Annotated in this window: 23 protein-coding genes; 18 read left to right on the top strand and 5 right to left on the bottom strand. The window is 68.4% G+C overall.

Going from position 1 to position 19,997, the window contains the following annotated elements; translation table 11 throughout:
• Positions 1-90: 90 nt before the first annotated feature.
• The 4 genes from M3M27_RS09945 to flgA form a co-directional block, all read right to left on the bottom strand.
• Positions 91-1,317: an ATP-binding protein gene (locus M3M27_RS09945; protein WP_434027997.1), complete on the bottom strand. Its 1,227-nt coding sequence runs from the start codon at positions 1,315-1,317 to the stop codon at positions 91-93.
• A gap of 102 nt (positions 1,318-1,419) precedes the next feature.
• Entirely contained in the window at positions 1,420-1,752 is a 333-nt protein-coding gene (locus tag M3M27_RS09940) for a flagellar protein FlgN (protein ID WP_177497684.1), read from the bottom strand.
• A 2-nt stretch (positions 1,753-1,754) separates the two neighbouring features.
• Positions 1,755-2,063, bottom strand: coding sequence for a flagellar biosynthesis anti-sigma factor FlgM (gene flgM / locus M3M27_RS09935; RefSeq protein ID WP_140721384.1), 309 nt, complete (start codon positions 2,061-2,063; stop codon positions 1,755-1,757).
• 66 nt (positions 2,064-2,129) lie between these two features.
• Positions 2,130-2,768, bottom strand: a complete 639-nt coding sequence (gene flgA, locus M3M27_RS09930; RefSeq protein WP_434025595.1) for a flagellar basal body P-ring formation chaperone FlgA — start codon at positions 2,766-2,768, stop codon at positions 2,130-2,132.
• A 104-nt stretch (positions 2,769-2,872) separates the two neighbouring features.
• Between flgA and M3M27_RS09925 the strand changes: the two genes are divergently transcribed.
• A complete protein-coding gene (locus M3M27_RS09925) occupies positions 2,873-3,817 on the top strand; it encodes a chemotaxis protein CheV (protein ID WP_140721390.1) in 945 nt (314 codons plus the stop codon).
• Positions 3,818-3,910: 93 nt separating this feature from the next.
• On the opposite strand, the gene M3M27_RS09920 is transcribed toward M3M27_RS09925, so the two are convergent.
• A complete protein-coding gene (locus M3M27_RS09920; RefSeq protein WP_434025594.1) occupies positions 3,911-4,036 on the bottom strand; it encodes a hypothetical protein in 126 nt (41 codons plus the stop codon).
• A 276-nt stretch (positions 4,037-4,312) separates the two neighbouring features.
• On the opposite strand from M3M27_RS09920, the gene flgB reads away from it, so the two are divergent.
• From flgB to M3M27_RS09835, 17 genes are all read left to right on the top strand, one after another.
• The gene (flgB, locus tag M3M27_RS09915; protein ID WP_140721393.1) at positions 4,313-4,705 is read left to right on the top strand and encodes a flagellar basal body rod protein FlgB; all 393 of its coding nucleotides are present in this window, start codon (positions 4,313-4,315) and stop codon (positions 4,703-4,705) included.
• 12 nt (positions 4,706-4,717) lie between these two features.
• On the top strand, positions 4,718-5,125 hold the full coding sequence (flgC, locus tag M3M27_RS09910; RefSeq protein WP_140721396.1) for a flagellar basal body rod protein FlgC: 408 nt from the start codon (positions 4,718-4,720) through the stop codon (positions 5,123-5,125).
• A gap of 20 nt (positions 5,126-5,145) precedes the next feature.
• On the top strand, positions 5,146-5,841 hold the full coding sequence (locus M3M27_RS09905) for a flagellar hook assembly protein FlgD (protein ID WP_434025593.1): 696 nt from the start codon (positions 5,146-5,148) through the stop codon (positions 5,839-5,841).
• Positions 5,842-5,885: 44 nt separating this feature from the next.
• Positions 5,886-7,109, top strand: a complete 1,224-nt coding sequence (gene flgE / locus M3M27_RS09900) for a flagellar hook protein FlgE (RefSeq protein WP_140721403.1) — start codon at positions 5,886-5,888, stop codon at positions 7,107-7,109.
• A 79-nt stretch (positions 7,110-7,188) separates the two neighbouring features.
• On the top strand, positions 7,189-7,935 hold the full coding sequence (locus M3M27_RS09895) for a flagellar basal body rod protein FlgF (protein ID WP_434025592.1): 747 nt from the start codon (positions 7,189-7,191) through the stop codon (positions 7,933-7,935).
• A gap of 163 nt (positions 7,936-8,098) precedes the next feature.
• Positions 8,099-8,884 (top strand): flagellar basal-body rod protein FlgG, encoded by a 786-nt coding sequence (flgG, locus tag M3M27_RS09890; protein WP_140721411.1) that lies wholly within the window; start codon positions 8,099-8,101, stop codon positions 8,882-8,884.
• A gap of 11 nt (positions 8,885-8,895) precedes the next feature.
• Complete coding sequence (flgH, locus tag M3M27_RS09885) at positions 8,896-9,600, top strand: flagellar basal body L-ring protein FlgH (RefSeq protein ID WP_140721414.1); 705 nt, start codon at positions 8,896-8,898, stop codon at positions 9,598-9,600.
• 95 nt (positions 9,601-9,695) lie between these two features.
• Complete coding sequence (locus M3M27_RS09880; RefSeq protein WP_256661886.1) at positions 9,696-10,769, top strand: flagellar basal body P-ring protein FlgI; 1,074 nt, start codon at positions 9,696-9,698, stop codon at positions 10,767-10,769.
• Positions 10,769-11,791 (top strand): flagellar assembly peptidoglycan hydrolase FlgJ, encoded by a 1,023-nt coding sequence (gene flgJ / locus M3M27_RS09875; RefSeq protein WP_434027925.1) that lies wholly within the window; start codon positions 10,769-10,771, stop codon positions 11,789-11,791. The genes M3M27_RS09880 and flgJ overlap by 1 nt, the downstream gene beginning before the upstream one ends.
• A 23-nt stretch (positions 11,792-11,814) precedes the next feature.
• The gene (flgK, locus tag M3M27_RS09870) at positions 11,815-13,656 is read left to right on the top strand and encodes a flagellar hook-associated protein FlgK (protein WP_434027924.1); all 1,842 of its coding nucleotides are present in this window, start codon (positions 11,815-11,817) and stop codon (positions 13,654-13,656) included.
• Positions 13,657-13,667: 11 nt separating this feature from the next.
• Positions 13,668-14,864 carry a flagellar hook-associated protein FlgL gene (flgL, locus tag M3M27_RS09865; protein ID WP_434027923.1) on the top strand — a complete coding sequence of 399 codons (1,197 nt, stop codon included), beginning with the start codon at positions 13,668-13,670 and terminating at the stop codon, positions 14,862-14,864.
• Positions 14,865-15,216: 352 nt separating this feature from the next.
• Entirely contained in the window at positions 15,217-16,119 is a 903-nt protein-coding gene (locus M3M27_RS09860; RefSeq protein ID WP_434027922.1) for a flagellin, read from the top strand.
• Positions 16,120-16,442: 323 nt separating this feature from the next.
• Positions 16,443-17,759 (top strand): flagellar filament capping protein FliD, encoded by a 1,317-nt coding sequence (fliD, locus tag M3M27_RS09855; RefSeq protein WP_434027921.1) that lies wholly within the window; start codon positions 16,443-16,445, stop codon positions 17,757-17,759.
• 115 nt (positions 17,760-17,874) lie between these two features.
• On the top strand, positions 17,875-18,288 hold the full coding sequence (gene fliS, locus M3M27_RS09850; RefSeq protein WP_140721430.1) for a flagellar export chaperone FliS: 414 nt from the start codon (positions 17,875-17,877) through the stop codon (positions 18,286-18,288).
• On the top strand, positions 18,285-18,578 hold the full coding sequence (locus M3M27_RS09845) for a hypothetical protein (protein WP_140721432.1): 294 nt from the start codon (positions 18,285-18,287) through the stop codon (positions 18,576-18,578). The genes fliS and M3M27_RS09845 overlap by 4 nt, the downstream gene beginning before the upstream one ends.
• Entirely contained in the window at positions 18,575-19,144 is a 570-nt protein-coding gene (locus tag M3M27_RS09840; RefSeq protein ID WP_434027920.1) for a PilZ domain-containing protein, read from the top strand. The genes M3M27_RS09845 and M3M27_RS09840 overlap by 4 nt, the downstream gene beginning before the upstream one ends.
• A gap of 65 nt (positions 19,145-19,209) precedes the next feature.
• The gene (locus M3M27_RS09835) at positions 19,210-19,842 is read left to right on the top strand and encodes a response regulator (protein WP_140721436.1); all 633 of its coding nucleotides are present in this window, start codon (positions 19,210-19,212) and stop codon (positions 19,840-19,842) included.
• The last annotated feature ends 155 nt before the right edge of the window (positions 19,843-19,997 follow it).

Genomic DNA, 19,997 nt, shown 5'->3' with positions numbered 1-19,997 from the left:
GGGACTTCAGTCCCGCCTACAACGGCACCCGATCCGGGGTCGGCTCGCCGCTTTCCCGGGACCCGGGTTATCGAACCCAGGTCCCGGCCTTCACCGCGGCTGCCGTACCGGCAACACGATGCGGAACGTCGCGCCCTGCCCCGGCGCGCTGTCCACGTCGATGCGGCCATGGTGCTTGTTGATGATGCCGTAGGAGATCGACAGGCCCAGCCCGGTGCCGCTGCCGACCGGCTTGGTGGTGAAGAACGGGTCGAAGATGCGCTGCTGCAGGTCGGCCGGGATGCCGCTGCCGCTGTCCTTGAACTCGATCCACACGTGGTCGTTGCCTTCCTTGCCGGTGGCCACGGTGATCGTGCCGCGTTCGGCGATGGCCTGCCCGGCGTTGAGCAGCAGGTTCATGTAGACCTGGTTGAGCTCGGAGGGCAGGCATTCCACCAGCGGCAGTTCGCCATAGCGGCGTTCCAGCGTCACCTTGTACTTGAGCTCGTTCCAGATGATGTTGATGGTCGATTCCAGCCCGGCGTGCAGGTCCACCAGCTTCCACGACTCGGAACGGTCCGAGTACGAGAAGTCCTTGAGGTCGCGCACGATCCGCGTCACCCGCTCGATGCCTTCGCGCGACTCGGCCATCAGCTGCGGCAGGTCGCGGGTGATGAAGTCGATGTCGGCGCGGTTGCGGATGTCGTCGATCTCCGGGATCAGCGCCTTGGGGTCGGGCGCGCGCAAGGCGCGCTCGTAGGCCTCGATCAGCGTGAACAGGCTGCGCAGGTACTCCTGCAGGCTGCCCAGGTTGGAATGCACGTAGCCGATCGGGTTGTTGATCTCGTGCGCCACGCCGGCGGCGAGCTGGCCGATCGAGGCCATCTTCTCCGACTGCAGCAGCTTGTCCTGGGCGCCGTTGAGCCGCATGTAGGCCTGCCGCAGCTCGGCGTGGCGCTGCTGCAGTTCGCGCTCGTAGTCCTGCTGCCCTTCCAGGTTGTGGAAGATCGTCAGGTAGTGCCCGACGCCGTCGTCCTCGTGGAAATACAGGTGCGCGATCACCACGCGGTCGCCGATCGGCAGGCTGCCGCTCCAGTGGCCCTTGTCGCGCGCCTGCGCCATCGCGTCGGCCGGAAGCAGGCGCGCGACGTGCCTCTCGAAATCGCCGTCGCTCCTGGCCTTCTCCTGTTCGAGCGCTTCGCGGGCCACCGCATTGGCGAAGACCAGCCGGCCATCGGCGCGGAACAACACGATGCCCTCCAGCGTCCGTTCGCTGAAGGCGCGCAAGGTATTGGGAGAAGGCAGCAGTGCGGGGTCGAGGAACGGGATATCGGTCACGGTGCGGGACGGATGCAACGATCCTCCCACTATAGTGCGAGTCCTTCGCAAAAGCAGCGCACATCCATGTGCGCGGATTCAAATGTGAATCTGAATCCGGGATCAGGCCACCGCGAGGGGCCGGCTGGCCTGCAGGGAGTTCGACTGTCCGTTGGCGTCGTATGCCGGCGCGCTCTCGCTGCGGCCGAGATGGCGCAAGGCCCAGTTGACCTCGCGGCGGCGACGCGCCAGCAGCGCGCCATTGGCGCGATTGGCCTCGGCCAGTTCGCGCAGTCGCTGTTGCTGCCCTTGCGGGACATGCGCCTCGAGCTCCCGGAGGGCTTCGAGCTTGCGCTGGACGGCCTGCATCAGGCCTTCCACGTCGTGCTCCAGCAGCGCACGCCGTTCATCGGCGAGCGCGTCGCTCAGGCATTGCAGTGGCTCGCTCACCGGCAGGCTCATCCGCCAAGCTGCTTGTCCAGGTCGAGCAGGCGGCTGGCGATCGTGTCGGCGTTGACCTTGTAGCTGCCGCTCTGCAAGGCGTCCTTGACCGCCTGCACGCGGTTGGCGTCGATCGCCGGCGCCTGCGAGAGGTTGCGTTGCACGGCCTGCAGGTGGGAGGCCTCGCCGGTCAGGCGGAGGCTGTCGCCAGCGCTCGCGGCGGCGATCGGCGAGGAGCGGTCCTCGCCGGCCGACGAGACCTTGCTCACGCTGCTGCTCCGCGCGGTGGCGGATACAGGGAGACTGCCGTCGATTTTCTGGCTCATGAGGCTGGGTCCTTTACGGTTCGCAAGGGTTAGCGGCCGGATGCGAACGGACTTTAGGGGAATTTGTCAGCGCGAGACGACCACCGCGCCGTTGGCATCGACCGTGCCCTGGACGATCCGGCGCGAAGAGGCATTCTCCACCGATACGCGCTCGTCCTGGCCGGCGTCGGACAGGGCACGCCCGCGCATGCGCACCTCCAGCCCGCTGCGGCGGGACACCAGTTCGACGGTATCCCCGCGCCGGACCAGGCGCGGCGAGACCAGGTCGCCGGCGGACAGCAGCGTGCCGGCCTGCAGCACGCGGCGGGCGACCTTGCCGACCGCCTCGGCAGGATCGGCCAGCACCGCCCCGGCGATGCGGGCGGCGTCGCGCTTCTCGATGCCGATATCGGCCAAGCCGATGGTTTCTCCAGCGGCGATGCCGCGGTTGAGCACGAGTACGTCCTGGTTGCGCCGGACCTTGACCGGCACGAACAGCCGCCAGCCGCCCGGACAGGCGACCTCGACGGTGTTGCTGCCGGTGGGCTGGGCCTGCAACGGCGCCGCGCAGGCCGGCATGCGCAGCCCGGCGTCCAGCGTGGCTTCGGCGTCCATGCCGGGACCGAGCGTGGACAGCGCGGCGGCGCGGATCGAGTCCACCGGCTGGAAACCGTTCGCCCAGGCGGGCGCGGTCGCCATCAGGAGCAGCAGCAGGATCGGACGCATCGGGGACTCCGGGGCAGCAGTTCGCCCTGGCCGTGCAAGCCGCGTGCCGGAACGGGCGGGTCGCGGCCCTCAAGTTGCGCCGCCGGCATGTCGATAACGGCTGCATGTCATACGACCTGCTCAACCGGATCGACCAGCGTACCCGCCTGGCCGGGCACAATCGCCTGGCATTGCTGCTGTTCCGCCTCGGCGGTCGCCAGCTTTTTGGCGTGAACGTATTCAAGGTGCAGGAAGTGCTGCGGCGCCCGCCCCTGTTCCAGGTGCCGGGGCTGCCTTCCGAGTTCGCCGGCGTGGCCGACGTGCGCGGACGCTCGGTGCCGGTGCTGGACCTGGGTTGGGTGATCGGCCATCCCGAGCGCCGCTCGGAGGCCGAGGCCACCCCCGGCTACCTGGTGGTCGCGGAATTCAACCGCTCGGTGCAGGGCTTCCTGGTCAGCGAGGTCGAGCGCATCGTCAACATCGCGGTGGAGGACATCCACCCGCCGCCGGAGCTGGGGGCCGAAGCCACCTACCTGACCGCGGTCACGCGTTTCCAGGGCGAGCTGATCCAGGTCATCGACGTGGAAAGCGTGCTGGCCGACATCGCCCAGGTCGAGACCGACATCCAGCTCGACCCCTCGCTGATGCTGGACACCGCCGGACGCCAACTGCAGGTGCTGGTGGTCGACGACTCGCGCGTGGCGCGCCAGCAGATCCGCAGCGTGCTCGACCAGCTCGGCGTGGGCGCCACCCTGCTCTCGGACGGGCGCCAGGCGCTGGACCACCTGCAGCAGGTGCTGGCCTCCGGCGAGGACCCGGCCGAGCGCTACGCCATGGTCATCTCCGACATCGAGATGCCGGCCATGGACGGCTACACGCTCACGACGGAAATCCGGCGCAACCCGGGCCTGGCCGGCCTGTACGTATTGCTGCACACCTCCCTGTCCGGCGTGTTCAACAATGCGATGGTCGAGCAGGTCGGCGCCAATGCCTTCGTGGCGAAGTACAGCGCGCACGAGCTGGCCGAGTACGTGCTAGCCCGGTTGAGGATGGTGGCCGAACCGGCCTGACGGGCCGCAAGAACGAACCCCGCGCGGCCAATCGGCGAAGGCAGGCCGGCGCGCGCGACGCCCTGCGCCGGAAAAATGACGAACCGGCCGGGCTCAGGCGAATACGTCGACCAGCGCCCCGAGCGCGGCATCGCCGGCCAACGCCACCGCGCCGGTGGCCAGCGGGATCGAACCGGTGGCCATGCCCGCCGCGACCGCGATCTTGGCGATGTCTTCCATTTCCCCCTTCATGGCGCCTTGCACGGTGTCCTTCACTGCCCGCCAGCCCGCGCCCAGGGTGTGGTTCGCCACAGACGAAACGATGCCCACTGCTTCTCTCCCGAAAATGCCGGGGCCCGCCAAGGGTTCCAGGCTTCTGGACCGCGGGCCAAACCGGTCCGCGAACAATCCGTGAAGGGATAGCGGCACGGGGCCGGGCGATCTTTAACGCCCGGCCCGCTCCCGGTTTGGCACGCCGCTTGCCTGCTCCCTGGTGAGTCATTACCAGGGGGTGCCATGTCCAACCCGATCTCGGCCTACTTCGGCGTCCATGGCGCCGCGCTTCCCTTGCGCGAGGAGCGGCTGAAGCTCATCGCCAGCAACCTGAGCAATGCGGACACGCCCGGATACAAGGCCAAGGACCTGGACTTCGACGCCGCCCTGCAAGCCTCGATGCGCCGGCAGGGGCCATTGGCGACGACCGACGAGCGGCATGTCGCGATTCCCGACCAGGGGCCCGGCCCGTTCCTGTTCAACCGCGAAAGCACCCAGCCGAGCCTGGACGGCAACACCGTCGATCCCGACCTGGAGCGCGCCGCCTATGGCCGCGCCGCGCTGGAATACCGGGCATCGCTGTCCTTCCTCGAATCCAAGGTCAAGAGCATGTTGACCGCGATCACCGGCCAATAAGGGAGCGGCGCCATGAGCAACCTGCCGATCTTCGATGTCGCCGGCTCCGCGCTGCAGGCGCAGTCGGTGCGATTGAGCACGATCGCCTCGAACCTGGCCAATGCCGATTCGGTCGCCTCCACCCCGGAGCAGGCCTACCGGCCGATCGAACCGATCTTCCAGGCCCAGCCCAGCCGCGAGGACTCCAGCCTCACGGGGGTGCGCGTCAAGGAGATCACCCAGAGCAACGTGCCGCCGATCAAGCGCTACGAACCCGGCCATCCGCTCGCCGACGCGGATGGCTACGTCTATGCGCCGGACGTGGATCCGGTCGCGCAGATGGTCAACCTGATCTCCGCCTCGCGCAGCTACCAGGCCGGCGTGGAAGTGCTGAACACCGCCAAGGACCTCACCTTGGCCACCTTGACCATGGGCCGCTGAGCCGCCCGGGAGCCACCACGATGAACGCGATTTCCATGGACGCGCTTTCCAGCCTGGGCCTGACCGGCGCCGGCAAGAAGAGCGCCGCCGAACGCCAGCAGGCCGACGACAAGGCGCAGAAGGACAAGCTCGGCCAGGCCGACTTCCTGCTGATGATGACCCAGCAGCTGAAGAACCAGGACCCGCTCAATCCCATGGACAACGGCGCGTTCCTGGCGCAGTTGGCGCAGATCTCCACCGTGCAGGGACTGGGCGAGCTCAACAAGAAGGCCGACCAGTTCCTCAGCGCGAACGGCACCGACCAGGCCTTGCGCGGCGCGGCCCTGATCGGGCGCCAGGTGGAGGTGCCGGGCGGCGCGCTCGCCCTGGGCGCGGACGGCAATGCCGTCGCTTCGGCCACCGCCACGGGCAAGGGCCCGGTCACGGTGGTGGTCCAGGACGGCAACGGCAGCCCGGTGCGGACGCTGAGCCTGCCCGACGGCAACCCGGGGCCGCGGCGCATCGAATGGGACGGCAAGGATGCGGCCGGCAACCGCCTGCCCGCGGGCGACTACCGGTTCGCCGCCAGCCAGCCCGGCGCCGACGGCAAGCCGGTGTCGCTGGAAACCTTCGGCAGCGCCAAGGTCGAGAGCGTCAGCCTCGACAAGGACGGCGCCACGCTCAATCTCGCCGGTGGCCAGCGCCTGCCGCTGTCCAAGGTACTGCGCATCGGCTAGGCCCGTCCCCGAACCACGGCTGCCCCTACCCTCGAGGAACCACCATGGGTTTCAACACTTCGCTCTCCGGCCTGCGCGCCAGCAACACCGACCTCAACGTGACCTCCAACAACATCGCCAACTCCGCCACCACCGGCTTCAAGGAGTCGCGCGCGGAGTTCGCCGACATCTTCATGGGCAGCACCTACGGCATCGCCAACAACGCGGTCGGCAGCGGCACGCGCGTGGCCGACATCGCCCAGCAGTTCAAGCAGGGCAACATCGACAGCACCCAGAACAGCCTGGACGTGGCGATCTCGGGCGAAGGCTTCTTCAACGTGGCCAAGAACGGCTCCACGCTGTATACCCGCGCCGGCAACTTCCAGATGGACGCCAACGGGTACGTGGTGACGCCGGAAGGCTACAACCTGCAGGTGTTCGCGCCCAACGCGGACGGCGCGACCGTCAGCACCTCGCAGCTGCAGAACCTGCAGCTCACCGGCACCAGCAGCGCGCCGAAGGCCACCACCTCGGTCACCACCAACGTGACCCTGCCCGCCAATGCCACGGCGCCCACGGCAGCCTTCGATCCTGCCGATACCGACAGCTACAACTACTCGACCTCGGTGACCGTGTACGACTCGCTCGGCATCTCGCACGTGATGACGATGTACTACGTGAAGACCGGCGCCAACACCTGGTCGCAGCACACCTATGTCGACGGCACGGACGTGACGCCGGTGGGCGGCACCACGCTGCAGTACTCGCCCAGCGGCACGTTGATCGCACCGGCCAACGGCACCGTCGCGCTCGGCACCTTCACCCCGGCCAACGGCGCGGCGCCCCTGCCGCTCACCTTGTCGGTGAACGGATCGGCGCAGTTCGGCGAATCGTTCGGGGTCAACAACCTGAGCCAGGACGGGTATGCGACCGGCAACCTGTCGCGCTTCGAGATCAACCCGGACGGCATGGTCTATGCGACCTTCAGCAACGGCAACAAGACCTTGCTAGGCCAGATCGCCCTGACGACCTTCAACAACAAGCAGGGCCTGGCGCCGCAGGGCAACAACTGCTGGGCGGCGACGGCCGCCGCGGGTTCCCCGCGCACCGGCGCGCCGGACAGCGCCGACTTCGGCAGCCTGCAATCCGGCGCGCTGGAAGCCTCGACGGTCGACCTGACCGAGCAGTTGGTGAACATGATCGTGGCGCAGCGCAACTTCCAGGCCAACGCCAAGATGATCACCACGCAGGACGAGCTGACCCAGACGGTGATCAACATCAACCGCTGATCCGTCCTGCCACGACCGCCGTCCCCGCCCACGTCGGGATGGCGCCCCTCCAGGTGCCTGAGATCGGGATCCCTTCCACATGGACAAGGCCGCCTACGTCGCGATGACCGGCGCCAGCGCCACGCTGCAGGCGCAGACCGCGGTATCGCACAACCTCGCCAACGCCGACACCGCCGGCTTCAAGGAAGCGCTGGCGAACACGCAGGCTTTCCGCATCGCGGGGCCGGGCCATGCCTCGCGCTACGACACCATCCTCGGCGATACCGGCTTCAACGGCCGGCCCGGGCCACAGCAGGTCACCGGCAATCCGCTCGACGTCTCGCTGGTGCAGGACGCCTGGCTGGCGGTGCAGTCCAGCGACGGGCAGGAGGGCTACACGCGTGCCGGCAACCTGCAACTGACCCCGAACGGACAATTGCTGTCCGGCGGTCGCCCGCTGCTCGACGACAACGGCATGCCGGTGACGGTGCCGCCGCACGAGTCCATGGAGATCGGCAACGACGGCACGATCTCCATCGTCCCGCAGGGCCAGGGCCCGGAATCGATGGCGATCGTCGGCCGGCTGCGCACGGTCACCGCCACGCAGAAGCAACTCGTGCGCGGCCTGGACGGGCTGATGCGCAATGCCGACCCGCGCACGCCGCTGCCGCGCGCGATGGGCGACGTGCTGGCCACGGGCATGGTCGAAGGCAGCAACGTGGACACCGCCGCCGCCCTGGTGCACATGATCCAACTGCAGCGCCAGTTCGAGATGCAGGTCAAGGTGGTCAAGGCCAGCGACGAGAACGCGCAGTCGGCCAATACCTTGCTGAGATTGAATGGCTGAGGGGCGGGATTGGGGATTGGGGACTAGGGATCGGCAAGAGCGGCGCGCGCCCCCCTGCTTTGACGAGTCCCCGATCCCGAATCCCCGATCCCCGCTTTTGGAACACCCCTTGCATGACCGACGGCAACGGCGCTCATCCGGCGCCGCATCGAGGAACGACGTCATGAATCAGGCTTTGTGGGTCGCCAAGACCGGACTGGACGCGCAGCAGACGCGCATGTCGGTGGTCTCCAACAACCTGGCCAATGCCAACACCACCGGTTTCAAGAGCGACCGCGCCAGCTTCGAGGACCTGCTCTACCACCAGGTGCGCCAGCCGGGCGGCTCGACTTCGCAGCAGACCACGCTACCCACCGGCCTGCAGCTCGGCACCGGCACCCGCGTGGTCGCCACTTCCAAGGATTTCCAGCAAGGCAGCCAGCAGCAGACCGGCAATGCGCTGGACATGATGATCAGCGGCCGCGGCTTCTTCGAAGTGCAGCTGCCCGACGGTACCCCGGCCTACACGCGCGACGGCACCTTCCACGTCAACGCCGACGGCCAGCTCGTCACCAACAGCGGCTATCCGGTGCAGCCGGGCATCCAGATTCCCGAAGGCGCGCAGAGCATCACCATCGGCAGCGACGGCACCGTCAGCGTGCAGGTGGCCGGCTCGGCCGCCGCCACCGAGGTGGGCACGATCAGCATCGCCGACTTCATCAATCCCGCCGGCCTGCAGGCCAAGGGACAGAACCTCTACGTGGAGACCACCGCGTCCGGCCCCGCGCAGAACGGCACGGCCGGGCTGGATGGGCTGGGCAGCATCGTCCAGGGCGCGCTGGAAGGCTCCAACGTCAACGTGGTCGAGCAGCTGGTCAGCATGATCGAGACGCAGCGCGCCTACGAGATGAATGCCAAGGCGATCTCGACCACCGACTCGATGCTCGGCTACCTGAACAACAACACCTGAGGCCTCGTTCCATGAGCACCTGCCGCCTGGCGCTGTGCGCCCTCGCCTCCTCGATGTTGCTCAGCGGTTGCGTCAGCTTCCCGCTGTTCTCGGCCGGCATCCGCGGAGGCGACAAGAAGAAGGAAGAACCGCTGCCGCAGACCGCCATCGAGTACGCGCCGACCGCCGGCGCGATCTACCGCGAAGGCGCGCCCGGCCGCCTGAACCTGTACTCGGACCATCGCGCACGCGACGTCGGCGACCTGCTGACGATCGTGCTGAGCGAGACCACCGCCGCGCAGACGCGCGCCTCGACCAACACGCAGAAGACCACCAAGCTGGACATGGCCAATCCCACCATCGCCGGACGCAATCCGACCTGGAACGGGCGCGACATCCTCGAGAACGAGGTCGATGCCAGCCGCGACTTCAGCGGCACCGGCGCCAGCAGCCAGAGCAACAGCCTCAACGGCAACCTCACCGTCACGGTGATCCGGCGCCTGCCCAACGGCAACCTGGTCGTGCGCGGGCAGAAGAACCTGCGCCTGAACCAGGGCAACGAGTTCGTGCAGGTGGAAGGCGTGGTGCGCGAGGTCGACATCTCGCGCGACAACACCGTGCCGTCCAGCCTGGTGGCCGACGCGCGCATCTCCTACAACGGCCGCGGCACGCTCTCGCAGAGCAACCAGGCCGGCGCGCTGGCGCGCTTCTTCAACTCACCGCTGTATCCGTACTGAGCAGGCGAGCCATGATGCGAGTCCTCCGCAATGGCACGCGCATCCCCGTGCGGGGATCCAGGGGCCGGATCCGGGCGGCGTTCTGCGCGCTCGCGATGCTGGGCGTTTTCCTGGCGCCGGCCCATGCCGAGCGCGTCAAGGATCTGGCGCAGGTCGGCGGCGTGCGCAGCAATCCCCTGGTCGGCTACGGCCTGGTGGTCGGCCTGGACGGCACCGGCGACCGCACCAGCCAGACCCCGTTCACCGTGCAGAGCCTGCGCAACCTGCTCAACGAGCTGGGCGTCAACGTGCCGGGCAACGTCAACCCGCAGCTGAAGAACGTGGCCGCGGTGGCGATCCACGCCGACCTGCCCGCCTTCGCCAAGCCGGGCCAGCCGATCGACGTCACCGTGTCCTCGATCGGCAACTCGGTCTCGCTGCGCGGCGGTACGCTGCTGATGGCGCCGTTGAAGGGCGCCGACGGCCAGGTGTACGCGCTGGCCCAGGGCAACCTGGTGGTCGGCGGTTTCGGCGCCGAAGGCCGGGACGGCTCGCGGGTCTCGGTGAACGTGCCCAGCGTCGGGCGCATTCCCGGCGGCGCGATCGTCGAGCGCGCCCTGCCCGACGTGTTCGCCGGCACCGGCGAGATCACCCTCAACCTGCACCAGCCCGACTTCACCACCGCCTCGCGGCTGGTGGCGGTATTGGATTCCACCTTCGGTCCCGGCAGCGCCCATGCCATCGATGGCGGCACGGTCGCGCTGCGCTCTCCGACCGATTCGAGCGCACGCATCAACTTCCTCGCGCAAGTGGAGAACCTCGAGCTCACCCCGGGCGAGGCCGCCGCCAAGATCGTGATCAACTCGCGTACCGGCACGGTGGTGATCGGCTCGGCGGTGCGGGTGATGCCGGCCGCGGTCTCGCACGGCTCGCTGACGGTCACGGTGGGCGAATCGCTCAACGTCAGCCAGCCGAACGCCTTCGCGAACGGCCAGACCGTGGTGACGCCGCAATCGCAGATCACCGCGAACGCCGAAGGCAGCCACATGTTCAAGTTCCAGGGGGGCGTCACCCTCGACCAGATCGTCAAGGCGGTCAACGAGATCGGCGCCGCGCCGGGCGACCTGGTCGCCATCCTCGAAGCGCTCAAGCAGGTCGGCGCGCTGCAGGCGGAGCTGGAGGTGATCTGATGAACATCACCCGCCCCGCCTTCTCGCTCGCGCCGGCCGAGCAGAAGCCCTCCCCGCAGCGCATCGACGAGGTCTCGCGCAAGCTCGAGAGCCAGTTCACCCAGATGCTGGTCAAGTGCATGCGCGACGCCAGCCTGGGCGACCCGATGTTCCCGGAGCAGAACCAGACCTATCGCGACTTGTACGACCGCCAACTCTCGGACCTGCTCAGCCAGGGCAAGGGACTCGGCCTGGCGCCGCTGATCGCGCGCCAGCTCAATGGCGGGCAGTCCCCGGATGCCGGGACGCAGGCCGGCAGCGATGGCATGGTCGATCCCGCGCCGTCGGAGCGGCGTTCGCAGGCCGCGTTCTACAAGCGGTTCCCGGCGGGCGTGGCCAGCGCCGACGCGCTCGACGCGATCGCCGGGCGCGGGGACCGCAGCCGCGGCAACGCCGTGGCGGTGGACGAGGCGGCGCTGGTCGATTCGCGCGCCTGCGACGACGTACAGAGCGTCGCCGAGACCGACCCCAGCGCGTTCCCGGCGGGATCGCCCGAGCACTTCGTCGCCAGGATCTGGCCGCACGCGCGCCGCGCCGCCAAGGAACTCGGCGTGGATCCGCGTGCGCTGGTCGCGCAGGCCGCGCTGGAGACCGGTTGGGGCCGCCGCGGCATCCGCGACAGCGCCGGCAACAGCGCCAACAACCTGTTCGGGATCAAGGCCACCGGCTGGCAGGGCGCGCGCGTCAGCACCTCGACGCACGAGTACGTCAACGGCGAGCGCCGCGCCGAACGCGCCGACTTCCGCGCCTACCGCTCGCCGGCGGAGAGCTTCGACGACTACGTCAGGCTGCTCAAGAGCAATCCGCGCTACCAGCAGGCGCTCAACGCCGGCGACGACGTGCGCCGATTCGCCAGCGAACTGCAGCGTGCCGGCTACGCCACCGATCCGGCCTACGCCCGCAAGATCTACGCCATCGCCAACGGCCCCACGCTGGACCGCGCCCTGTCCACCGCCACCGGCAACCTCGTCGCCAGCCGCTGACGAGGATCCCAGGAGCCCAACGCATGTCCAGCCTGCTCGCCACCGGCACCAGCGCCCTGCTCAGCTACCAGCGCTCGCTCGGCACCATCGGCAACAACGTCGCCAATGCCGGCACCCCCGGCTACAGCCGGCAGGTGGCCGAGCTGGCCACGCGCGGCACCGGCGGCGTGCAGGTGCAGGACATCAAGCGCCTCACCGATTCGCTGGCCATCAACCGCGTGCTCAACAGCACCGGCGAGCTGAACCGCCTGCAGCAGCTGTCCGGCAAGGCCGGCGATCTCGACACGCTGATGTCCGACAGCGCCACCAATCTCGGCGGCCCCCTGTCCGGCTTCTTCGACAGCCTGAGCGGACTGAGTGCCAATCCCGCGTCCGACACCTCGCGCAAGGCGGTGCTGCAGAGCGCCGACGCGCTGGCGGGACGCTTCCGGCAGCTGGATGCCGCGATGGACGGCATGGCCCACGACGTCGATGCCAGCCTCGGCGACAGCGTGCGACAGGTCAACGACCTCACCAGCCAGATCGCCAAGCTCAACCGGCAGATCTCGCGCGGCAGCGGCCCCTCGCCCGAGACGCTCGACAAGCGCGACCAGCTGATCGAGCAACTGGTGGGCCTGACCGGCGGCAACACGTTCGTCCAGGACGATGGCTCGATCAACGTCTACACCTCCGGGGGCCAGGCACTGGTGGTCGGCGCCACGCCGATGTCGTTGACAACCGTCGCCGATCCGTACCGGTCCGACCGCCTGAACCTCGCGCTGCAGGTCCAGGGGCAGACGATCCCGCTCGGCAAGGACGTGCTGGGCGGCACGCTCGGCGGCCTGCTGGATTTCCGCAGCGACGTGCTCGACCCCGCGCGCAACGAGCTGGGCCGCCTGGCGATGGTGGTCGACGGCAGCATCAACGATGCGCAGGCCGCCGGTACCGACCTCTACGGCAAGCCAGGCCAGGACCTGTTCTCGATCGCCCCGCCGGCGGTCAGCCCCCATGCGGCCAATGCCGGCACCGCGACGATGCAGGCGAGCGTGGTGGACATCGGCAAGCTCGACAGCGCCGACATCCTGCTGCGTTTCGACGGCACGGCGTGGTCGGCGACCAACGCGAGCACTGGTGCGGCGCTTGCGCTCGCCGGCAGCGGCGCGGCCGGCGACCCGCTGGTGGTCAATGGCATCCGGATCGATGTCGGCGGCGCGGCGGCCAGCGGCGACCGCTTCCTGCTGCACGCCGGCGGCGGTGCCGGCACGTTGCAGTTGGTGGCCCGCGATCCCGGGCTGGTCGCCGCCGCCCGTGCGGTCCAGGGCCATGCGGACCTGGACAACGTCGGCAACGCCACGGTGGCCGGGCTGGAGGTGACCGATCCCCGCAACGCCGCCCTGCGCGACGCCGCGACGATCGAGTTCACCGACGCCAACCAGTACACCATCGACGGCAACGGCCCGTACGCCTACGCGCCTGGCGGGACGATCGCCGCCAATGGCTGGAGCTTCAAGCTGGACGGCGCCCCGGCCGCGGGCGATGTCTTCACCATCGCCGCCACCGGGCCCGGCTCCAGCGACAACGCCAACATGCTGAAGATGGCGGTGCTGGACGAGGCCAAGCTCATGTCGGACGGCTCGGTCAGCCTCAACGGCGCGGCATCGAGCTTCACCACGAGCGTGGCCTCGGCGGCCGCCCAGTCCAACTACGCCTACGAGTCGGAGCAGACCATCCACAACCAGGCGGTGGCGGCGCGCGATTCCGTCTCCGGCGTCAACCTCGACGAGGAGGCGGCGGACCTGATCAAGTACCAACAGGCCTACCAGGCCGCGGCCAAGATCATCGCCAGCGCCGACAACATCTTCCAGACCCTGCTGCAAGCCGTATAGGGCGACCGACCATGGGCATCACCCGCATCTCCACCAATGGGCAGTACCAGTACTCGCTCAACCTGATGCTGGCCAAGCAGCGCGACCTGGCCAAGACCTACCAGCAGGTCTCCACCGGGTCCCGGATGGTCGCCGGCGCGGACGATCCGCTCGGCGCCGGGCGTGCCCAGCAGATGGATCGCGGGATCGCCCGCATGGACCAGTACGTCGCCAACGCCCGGACGCTGCAGAGCCGGCTCAACCAGCAGGAAAGCGTGCTGGCGCAAGCGGGAGACCTGTTGATGCGCGTGCGCGACCTGACCGTCCAGGCCAACTCCGGCAGCCTCTCCGGCGCCGACCGGCAATCCATCGCCAGCGAAGTCGGCAGCATTCGCGATCAGCTGCTGGCATTGGCGAACACCGACGATGGCATGGGCAACCACCTGTTCGGCGGCACCCAGGACCGCAACGCGCCGTTCCTGATCAAGGATGGCGGCGTGGCCTACAGCGGCGACCAGAACCAGCGCAAGGTCGAGGTGGCCTCGGGCCAACAGGTCGGCGACACGCTGCCGGGAAGCGAGGTGTTCATGCGCATCCGCACCGGCAATGGCCAGCTCGACGCCCGGCCGGCTGCCGGCAACACCGGCACGGGCATCGTGGGCGACTTCGGGATCACCGACCAATCGGCCTGGAACCAGGCGAGCTACCAGGTCGTGTTCACCTCGGCGGACAGCTACCAGATACAGGGGCCCGCCGGCACCGTCACCGGCAGCTACAGTTCCGGCCAGACCATCGAGTACGCCGGCACCCGGCTCCAGTTGAGCGGCCAGCCGGCGCCTGGCGACAGCTTCCAGGTCGGCGCTTCCGGCAGCCGCGACATCTTCGCCACGCTGCAAGCGCTGTACGACACGCTCAAGTCGTCGCCCGCTTCGGCGAGCGAGAAGGCGGCGCAGGACAATGCCCTGCGCAGTTCGCTGCGCGACATCGACACCGCCACCGAGCACTTCATCGACGTGCGCGCCCAAGGCGGTTCGAACCTGGCGGCGATCGACAACGCCAATTCGCTCAACGAATCGCGCACCGTCGCGGTCAAGACCGATCTGTCGGGCATACGCGACCTCGACTATGCCGAGGCGCTGAGTCGCTACAGCCAGCAGAGCATCGCACTGGAAGCGGCGCAGAAGGTGTTCGCACGCTTTCAGCAGATGTCGTTGTTCGACACGATCTGATCGCCGGGACGGAACCCGTCTCGGCCGGCCGCGCAAGCGGGGCGCAATCCTCTTCGCCGCCTTCGTCGGGGCTCCCTGCCCGGCCGGCGGCCATCGCATTGGCCGGCATGGCCCGAACGACCGTTCCGGCGCATCCCTAAAGCTCCCGCGGCCGCTGCCGCTATTGATCTTCTGCGCGTCCCGGGCGGCGCCGCAACAGATTGAAAAACAGCGAGATTTCCGCAAAAAAACTTAAAGCTTGTCGCCGCATCGCCGTTATCCATTCCAGCAGAGGCGAGGGTAGTTCACCCGGCTGGCTGCGAAAGCCGGCCGGAGCTCTCCGCCGGGTCACATCCCAACTGGAGATAACACCATGGCACAAGTCATCAACACCAACATCCTGTCGCTGAACTCGCAGCGCAATCTGAACAGCACCACGAGCAGCCTGGCCACCACGGTGCAGCGGCTGTCCTCGGGCCTGCGCATCAACAGCGCCAAGGACGATGCCGCCGGCCTGGCCATCAGCCAGCGCATGACCGCGCAGATCCGCGGCATGGACGTGGCCGCCCGCAACGCCAACGACGGCATCTCGCTGGCCCAGACCGCCGAAGGCGCGCTCGGCTCGATCGGCGACAGCCTGCAGCGCATCCGCGAGCTGGCCGTGCAGGCCGCCAACGGCACCAACACCGACGACGACAAGGCCGCGCTGCAGAAGGAAGCCACCGCGTTGAGCGCGGAAATCGCCCGCGTCATCAAGAACACCGACTTCAACGGCCAGAAGCTGTTCGTCGGCGAGGATGGAACGACCGCTCCCGCGCTGAGCAAGACCATCCAGGTCGGCGCCAATGCCACCGAGAACGATCAGATCAAGGTCGAGGTCGAGAGCCTGGGCGGTCTGCTGACCGCCGTCAGCGTGGCCGCGGACGAAGGCGCCGGCACCCCGGCAGGTATCGACATCCTCTTGGCCGGTACGGTCGCCGACGGCTCCGCCACCCCCGATGCGGACAACGTCCTCACCAAGCTCGACGGTTTCCTGAACACCGTCAACAACGCCCGTGCCGACCTGGGTGCCGTGCAGAACCGCTTCACCTCGGTGATCTCCAACCTGAACACCAGCTCGGAGAACCTGTCGTCCGCACGCAGCCGCATCCAGGACGCCGACTACGCCAAGGAGACCGCGGAGCTGACCCGCACGCAGATCCTCCAGCAGGCGGGCACGGCGATGCTGGCACAAGCCAAGTCGCTGCCGCAGAACGTGCTGAGCCTGCTGCAGTAATACGCGGAGCACCATCTCGCTGCAGACGAAAGACCCCTCCCAGGAGGGGTCTTTCGCATTGCTCGCGTTCACTACCCGCTTCTGTGGGAGCGGCTTCAGCCGCGATGGGGCTTTCTCATTTGCCTCTCCCGCATAGGGATGCGCAGGCTGTTGCAGAGGGATCTGCATGAAAGCCCCATCGCGGCTGAAGCCGCTCCCACAAGAAGCCGTTCCTGCGGGTGTCATTCCAGATGCGGCGCCCGCTCGGCACGGAAATTGCAACTGCAGCTCAAGCACTGGCCCCGGCGGCCGATATCCCTTCGCCCTCCCTGGAGGAACCGCACATGGCAATCTCCGTCACCGGCTCAGGCTTCGACATTCCCGGTACCGTGTCCGCCCTGGTCGCGGCCGCCCGCGCGCCCGCCGACAAGCGGATCGCCAGCGCGACCACGGCGGTCAACGCCAAGATCTCGGCGATCGGCCAGATCAAGAGCTCGTTCAGCAGCCTCCAGACCGCCCTCGACAAGCTGACCAGCGCCGCGAGCACCCCTACCTATACCGCGACCGCGCAAACCGGCGCGGGCTTCACCGCCAGCGCCGGCACCGGCGCGAGTCCCGGCAAGTACAACGTGGAGGTGGTCGCGCTCGCGAGCGCACAGAAACTCGCCTCCTCCGCCTATGCCAGCGGCGCCACGGTCGGTTACGGCACCCTCACGATCGGCTATGGCGATCAGAGCGTGGATGTCCAGATCGCCGAGGGCACGAGCCTGACCGGCATCGCCTCGGCGATCAACAGGGCGGCCGGCGGCAAGGGCGTGGTCGCCAGCGTGATCACCGCCAGCGATGGCCAGCACCTGGTGTTCAGCGCCGCGGATACCGGCACCGCCAATGCATTGACCATCACCGCCAGCGGCGGCGATGGCGGACTGGACAGCCTGACGACCGCCGGCGGAGAACTCACCGAGACCGTCGCCGCGGCCGATGCCGTGGTCCGCGTGGATGGATTCGAGCGCACCTCCGCCAGCAACAGCGTCGAAGACCTGGTTCCCGGAGTGACGCTCACGCTGACCAAGGCAGCGGAAGGCACCACCTACAGCCTGGACCTGGCGGTGGACAACGAGTCGCTCAAGAGCTCGCTCAGCGCCTTCGTGACCGCCTACAACAGCACCATCAACCTGCTCAAGTCGAGCAGCGCCTACAACAGCACCACGCAGACGGCCTCGGCGCTCACCGGCGATTCGCTGGTACGCTCGCTGCAGCAGCAATTGCGCAACCAGGTCAGCGCGAACGTCATCGACCTCAAGGGCCTGGGGATCACCGTCGACAAGAACGGCGTGATGAGCTTCGATACCGCGACTTTCGACAGCGCGATCTCCAGCGATCCCAGCGCCGCCGCCAAGCTGTTCGGTACCGACAGCAGCTTCGGCACCCCGGTCGGGAAGATCATCGGCAACCAGCTCGACGCCTATACCGGCAGCCTCACCCTGCGCACCGAAAGCCTCAACGACCAGTTGAAGGACCTGCAGGACCAGACCAGCGCGCTGGACGCCAAGATGGACAAGCTCAGCGCGCTCTACACCGCCCAGTACACGGCGATGGAAACGATGGTGCAGCAACTGCAGAGCAACGGCAGCGCCCTCAACGGGCTGCTTTCGCAATGACCGGGGCCCCTCCGCTCAAGATGCGCGCCGGCCGGTCGATATCCGGGTACCAGCCGCCCGCCCGCGCCGGGCAGCGTCTCCACGCAGACCGGTCGCCATCGCAGGAATGATCAACATGTATGGACCCAGCCGCCGCTACGCAGAGCAATACCGCAACATCGAGGTGTCCGCCCGGGTAGCCGAAGCCGATCCGCACATGCTGATCGCGCTGCTGTTCGAGGGAGCGAGCAAGCGCATCAGGCTGGCCCAGGCCTGCATGGTCCAGCGCGACCACGCGGCCAAGGGCAAGGCGATCGGCGAAGCCTGCGCCATCATCGGGCATTTGAACGGCTCGCTCGACCATGAAGCCGGTGGCGAGATCGCGGCCAATCTCTCCTCGCTCTACGACTACCTCGTGGTGCGCCTGACCGAGGCGAACCTCCACAACGACACTGCGGCGCTGGCCGAGGTCCTCGACCTGCTCGGCGAGGTCCAGTCGGCCTGGGCCGCCATCCCGGTCGAGCAGCGGGCCGCTGGACGGGCATCATGAAGATCGCGTCGCTGCGGGCGGAAATCTCGGCCATTCGCGCGACCTTCGAGCGCGGCGATTTCGCCTCGCTGCCGGCGATGCTGGAACTGCATACCGAACACGTACAGGCGTTCTGCGCCCAACCCGATGCGCGCGCCTTCCAGGCCGAGGTGCGCATGCTGCAAGCCGAACAGCAGGAAGTGGTCGCGTTGATGCGCCAGCGCCAGCGCCAGCTGCTCGACCTGATGCGCGCACAGCATCGATCCACGCGCGTCGCGCGCGTCTACACGCAGGCGGGCCTGGGACGATGAGCATGCCGATCCAGCACGAGGCGGAATCGGGCCTGTTCGCCGACGCGCTGAGTTGCGAACTGGCGTTGCCCGCGGAATTCCGGCCCGGCGCCGGGATCACGCGCGCCGGCGCGGCCGAATCGGTCCTGCGCAGCATCGCCCAGGTCGAGGACCTGCGCAGCGACGACCCGGGCGAGGATCGCGGCGAGCTGCCGCAGGCGGTGGCCCGGATGGAAGCCAAGCTGGACCTCGTCCTGGCCTTGATCGGCCACCTCGCGCGGCAATCCGGCCAGGCCCTGCCGTTGCGTCCGGTGCGCTGGTCGCGCCGCGGCATCCGCCTGGAAACCGGCGCGCGCAGCGGCGCCATGCCCGGCGCCGCCGGCACCCTCAGCCTACAGCCGGCGGACTGGCTCCCCGAGAACATCGAGCTGCCGGTCGCCGTCGTGGCCGAGGCGGCGAGCGGCACCGGCGGTTTCTTCCTCTGGCTGCGTTTCGGCGAGCTCGGCCCCGGCCTGGAGGCGGCGCTGGAACGGCACCTGTTCCGCCTGCACCGGCGCCAGGTCGCCGATGCGCGGCGGGCCCGGTGACCCGGCACCGGTTGGCGTGACCCGGCCGCTCGGCTAAGGTTCCCATCCGTCTGGGAGAAACGACCGTGCGAGTCATCATCGTCGACGATCACACGCTGGTGCGCGCAGGACTGTCGCGCCTGCTGCAGGGTTTCGCCGGCATCGATGTCGTCGCCGAGGCCAGCAACGCCCAGCAGGCGCTCGACCTGGCCACCCTGCACCGCCCCGACGTGGTGCTGATGGACCTCTCGCTGCCGGGACGCAGCGGCCTGGACGCGATGAGCGACGTGCTGCGCGCCGTGCCCCGCACCCGCATCGTGATGATGTCGATGCACGACGACCCGGCGCACGTGCGCGACGCGCTCGACCGCGGCGCGATCGGCTTCGTGGTCAAGGACGCCGCCCCGCTCGAACTCGAACTCGCCCTGCGTGCCGCCACCGCCGGCCAGGTGTTCCTGAGCCCGCAGATCTCCTCGAAGATGATCGCCCCGCTGCTCGGCCGCGAGAAGCCGGTCGGCATCGCGGCCCTGTCCCCGCGCCAGCGCGAGATCCTGCGCGAGATCGGGCGCGGCCAGAGCAACAAGGAGATCGCCGCGGACCTGGGCATCAGCGTCAAGACCGTGGAGACCCATCGGGCGCGGATGATGGAATCGCTGGGTTGCCGTCGCGCCAACGATCTGGTGCTGCTGGCCGCCCGGCACCACGGCGAGCTGACCTGACTGCCGCGCCGGCAAATCGGCGCCCATCACACTTCTGGATGCCTTGTAGGGAAATTCCTTACACGACGTAGGGAATTCCACGTCACCCCCTGCAAGAACTCCCGATTAAAACCCCGACGCATCCACATGCAAGATGCATTCCACGGCGTGCCGCC

This window comes from Xanthomonas boreopolis (assembly GCF_046529185.1).
Classification (GTDB): domain Bacteria; phylum Pseudomonadota; class Gammaproteobacteria; order Xanthomonadales; family Xanthomonadaceae; genus Pseudomonas_S; species Pseudomonas_S boreopolis.
This window is presented reverse-complemented; position numbering and strand designations above follow the sequence as displayed.

Excerpts from the sequence above, each read along its gene's own strand:
- fliD (WP_434027921.1), top strand. The coding sequence starts at position 16,443 with ATGGCAATCTCCGTCACCGGCTCAGGCTTCGACATTCCCGGTACCGTG.
- fliS (WP_140721430.1), top strand. The coding sequence starts at position 17,875 with ATGTATGGACCCAGCCGCCGCTACGCAGAGCAATACCGCAACATCGAG.
- flgA (WP_434025595.1), bottom strand. The coding sequence starts at position 2,768 with ATGCGTCCGATCCTGCTGCTGCTCCTGATGGCGACCGCGCCCGCCTGG.
- flgG (WP_140721411.1), top strand. The coding sequence starts at position 8,099 with ATGAATCAGGCTTTGTGGGTCGCCAAGACCGGACTGGACGCGCAGCAG.
- flgM (WP_140721384.1), bottom strand. The coding sequence starts at position 2,063 with ATGAGCCAGAAAATCGACGGCAGTCTCCCTGTATCCGCCACCGCGCGG.
- flgK (WP_434027924.1), top strand. The coding sequence starts at position 11,815 with ATGTCCAGCCTGCTCGCCACCGGCACCAGCGCCCTGCTCAGCTACCAG.
- M3M27_RS09840 (WP_434027920.1), top strand. The coding sequence starts at position 18,575 with ATGAGCATGCCGATCCAGCACGAGGCGGAATCGGGCCTGTTCGCCGAC.
- M3M27_RS09880 (WP_256661886.1), top strand. The coding sequence starts at position 9,696 with ATGCTGGGCGTTTTCCTGGCGCCGGCCCATGCCGAGCGCGTCAAGGAT.
- M3M27_RS09845 (WP_140721432.1), top strand. The coding sequence starts at position 18,285 with ATGAAGATCGCGTCGCTGCGGGCGGAAATCTCGGCCATTCGCGCGACC.
- M3M27_RS09860 (WP_434027922.1), top strand. The coding sequence starts at position 15,217 with ATGGCACAAGTCATCAACACCAACATCCTGTCGCTGAACTCGCAGCGC.
- M3M27_RS09920 (WP_434025594.1), bottom strand. The coding sequence starts at position 4,036 with ATGGAAGACATCGCCAAGATCGCGGTCGCGGCGGGCATGGCCACCGGT.
- flgB (WP_140721393.1), top strand. The coding sequence starts at position 4,313 with ATGTCCAACCCGATCTCGGCCTACTTCGGCGTCCATGGCGCCGCGCTT.
- flgC (WP_140721396.1), top strand. The coding sequence starts at position 4,718 with ATGAGCAACCTGCCGATCTTCGATGTCGCCGGCTCCGCGCTGCAGGCG.
- flgE (WP_140721403.1), top strand. The coding sequence starts at position 5,886 with ATGGGTTTCAACACTTCGCTCTCCGGCCTGCGCGCCAGCAACACCGAC.
- flgL (WP_434027923.1), top strand. The coding sequence starts at position 13,668 with ATGGGCATCACCCGCATCTCCACCAATGGGCAGTACCAGTACTCGCTC.
- M3M27_RS09905 (WP_434025593.1), top strand. The coding sequence starts at position 5,146 with ATGAACGCGATTTCCATGGACGCGCTTTCCAGCCTGGGCCTGACCGGC.
- flgJ (WP_434027925.1), top strand. The coding sequence starts at position 10,769 with ATGAACATCACCCGCCCCGCCTTCTCGCTCGCGCCGGCCGAGCAGAAG.
- M3M27_RS09925 (WP_140721390.1), top strand. The coding sequence starts at position 2,873 with ATGTCATACGACCTGCTCAACCGGATCGACCAGCGTACCCGCCTGGCC.
- M3M27_RS09895 (WP_434025592.1), top strand. The coding sequence starts at position 7,189 with ATGGACAAGGCCGCCTACGTCGCGATGACCGGCGCCAGCGCCACGCTG.
- flgH (WP_140721414.1), top strand. The coding sequence starts at position 8,896 with ATGAGCACCTGCCGCCTGGCGCTGTGCGCCCTCGCCTCCTCGATGTTG.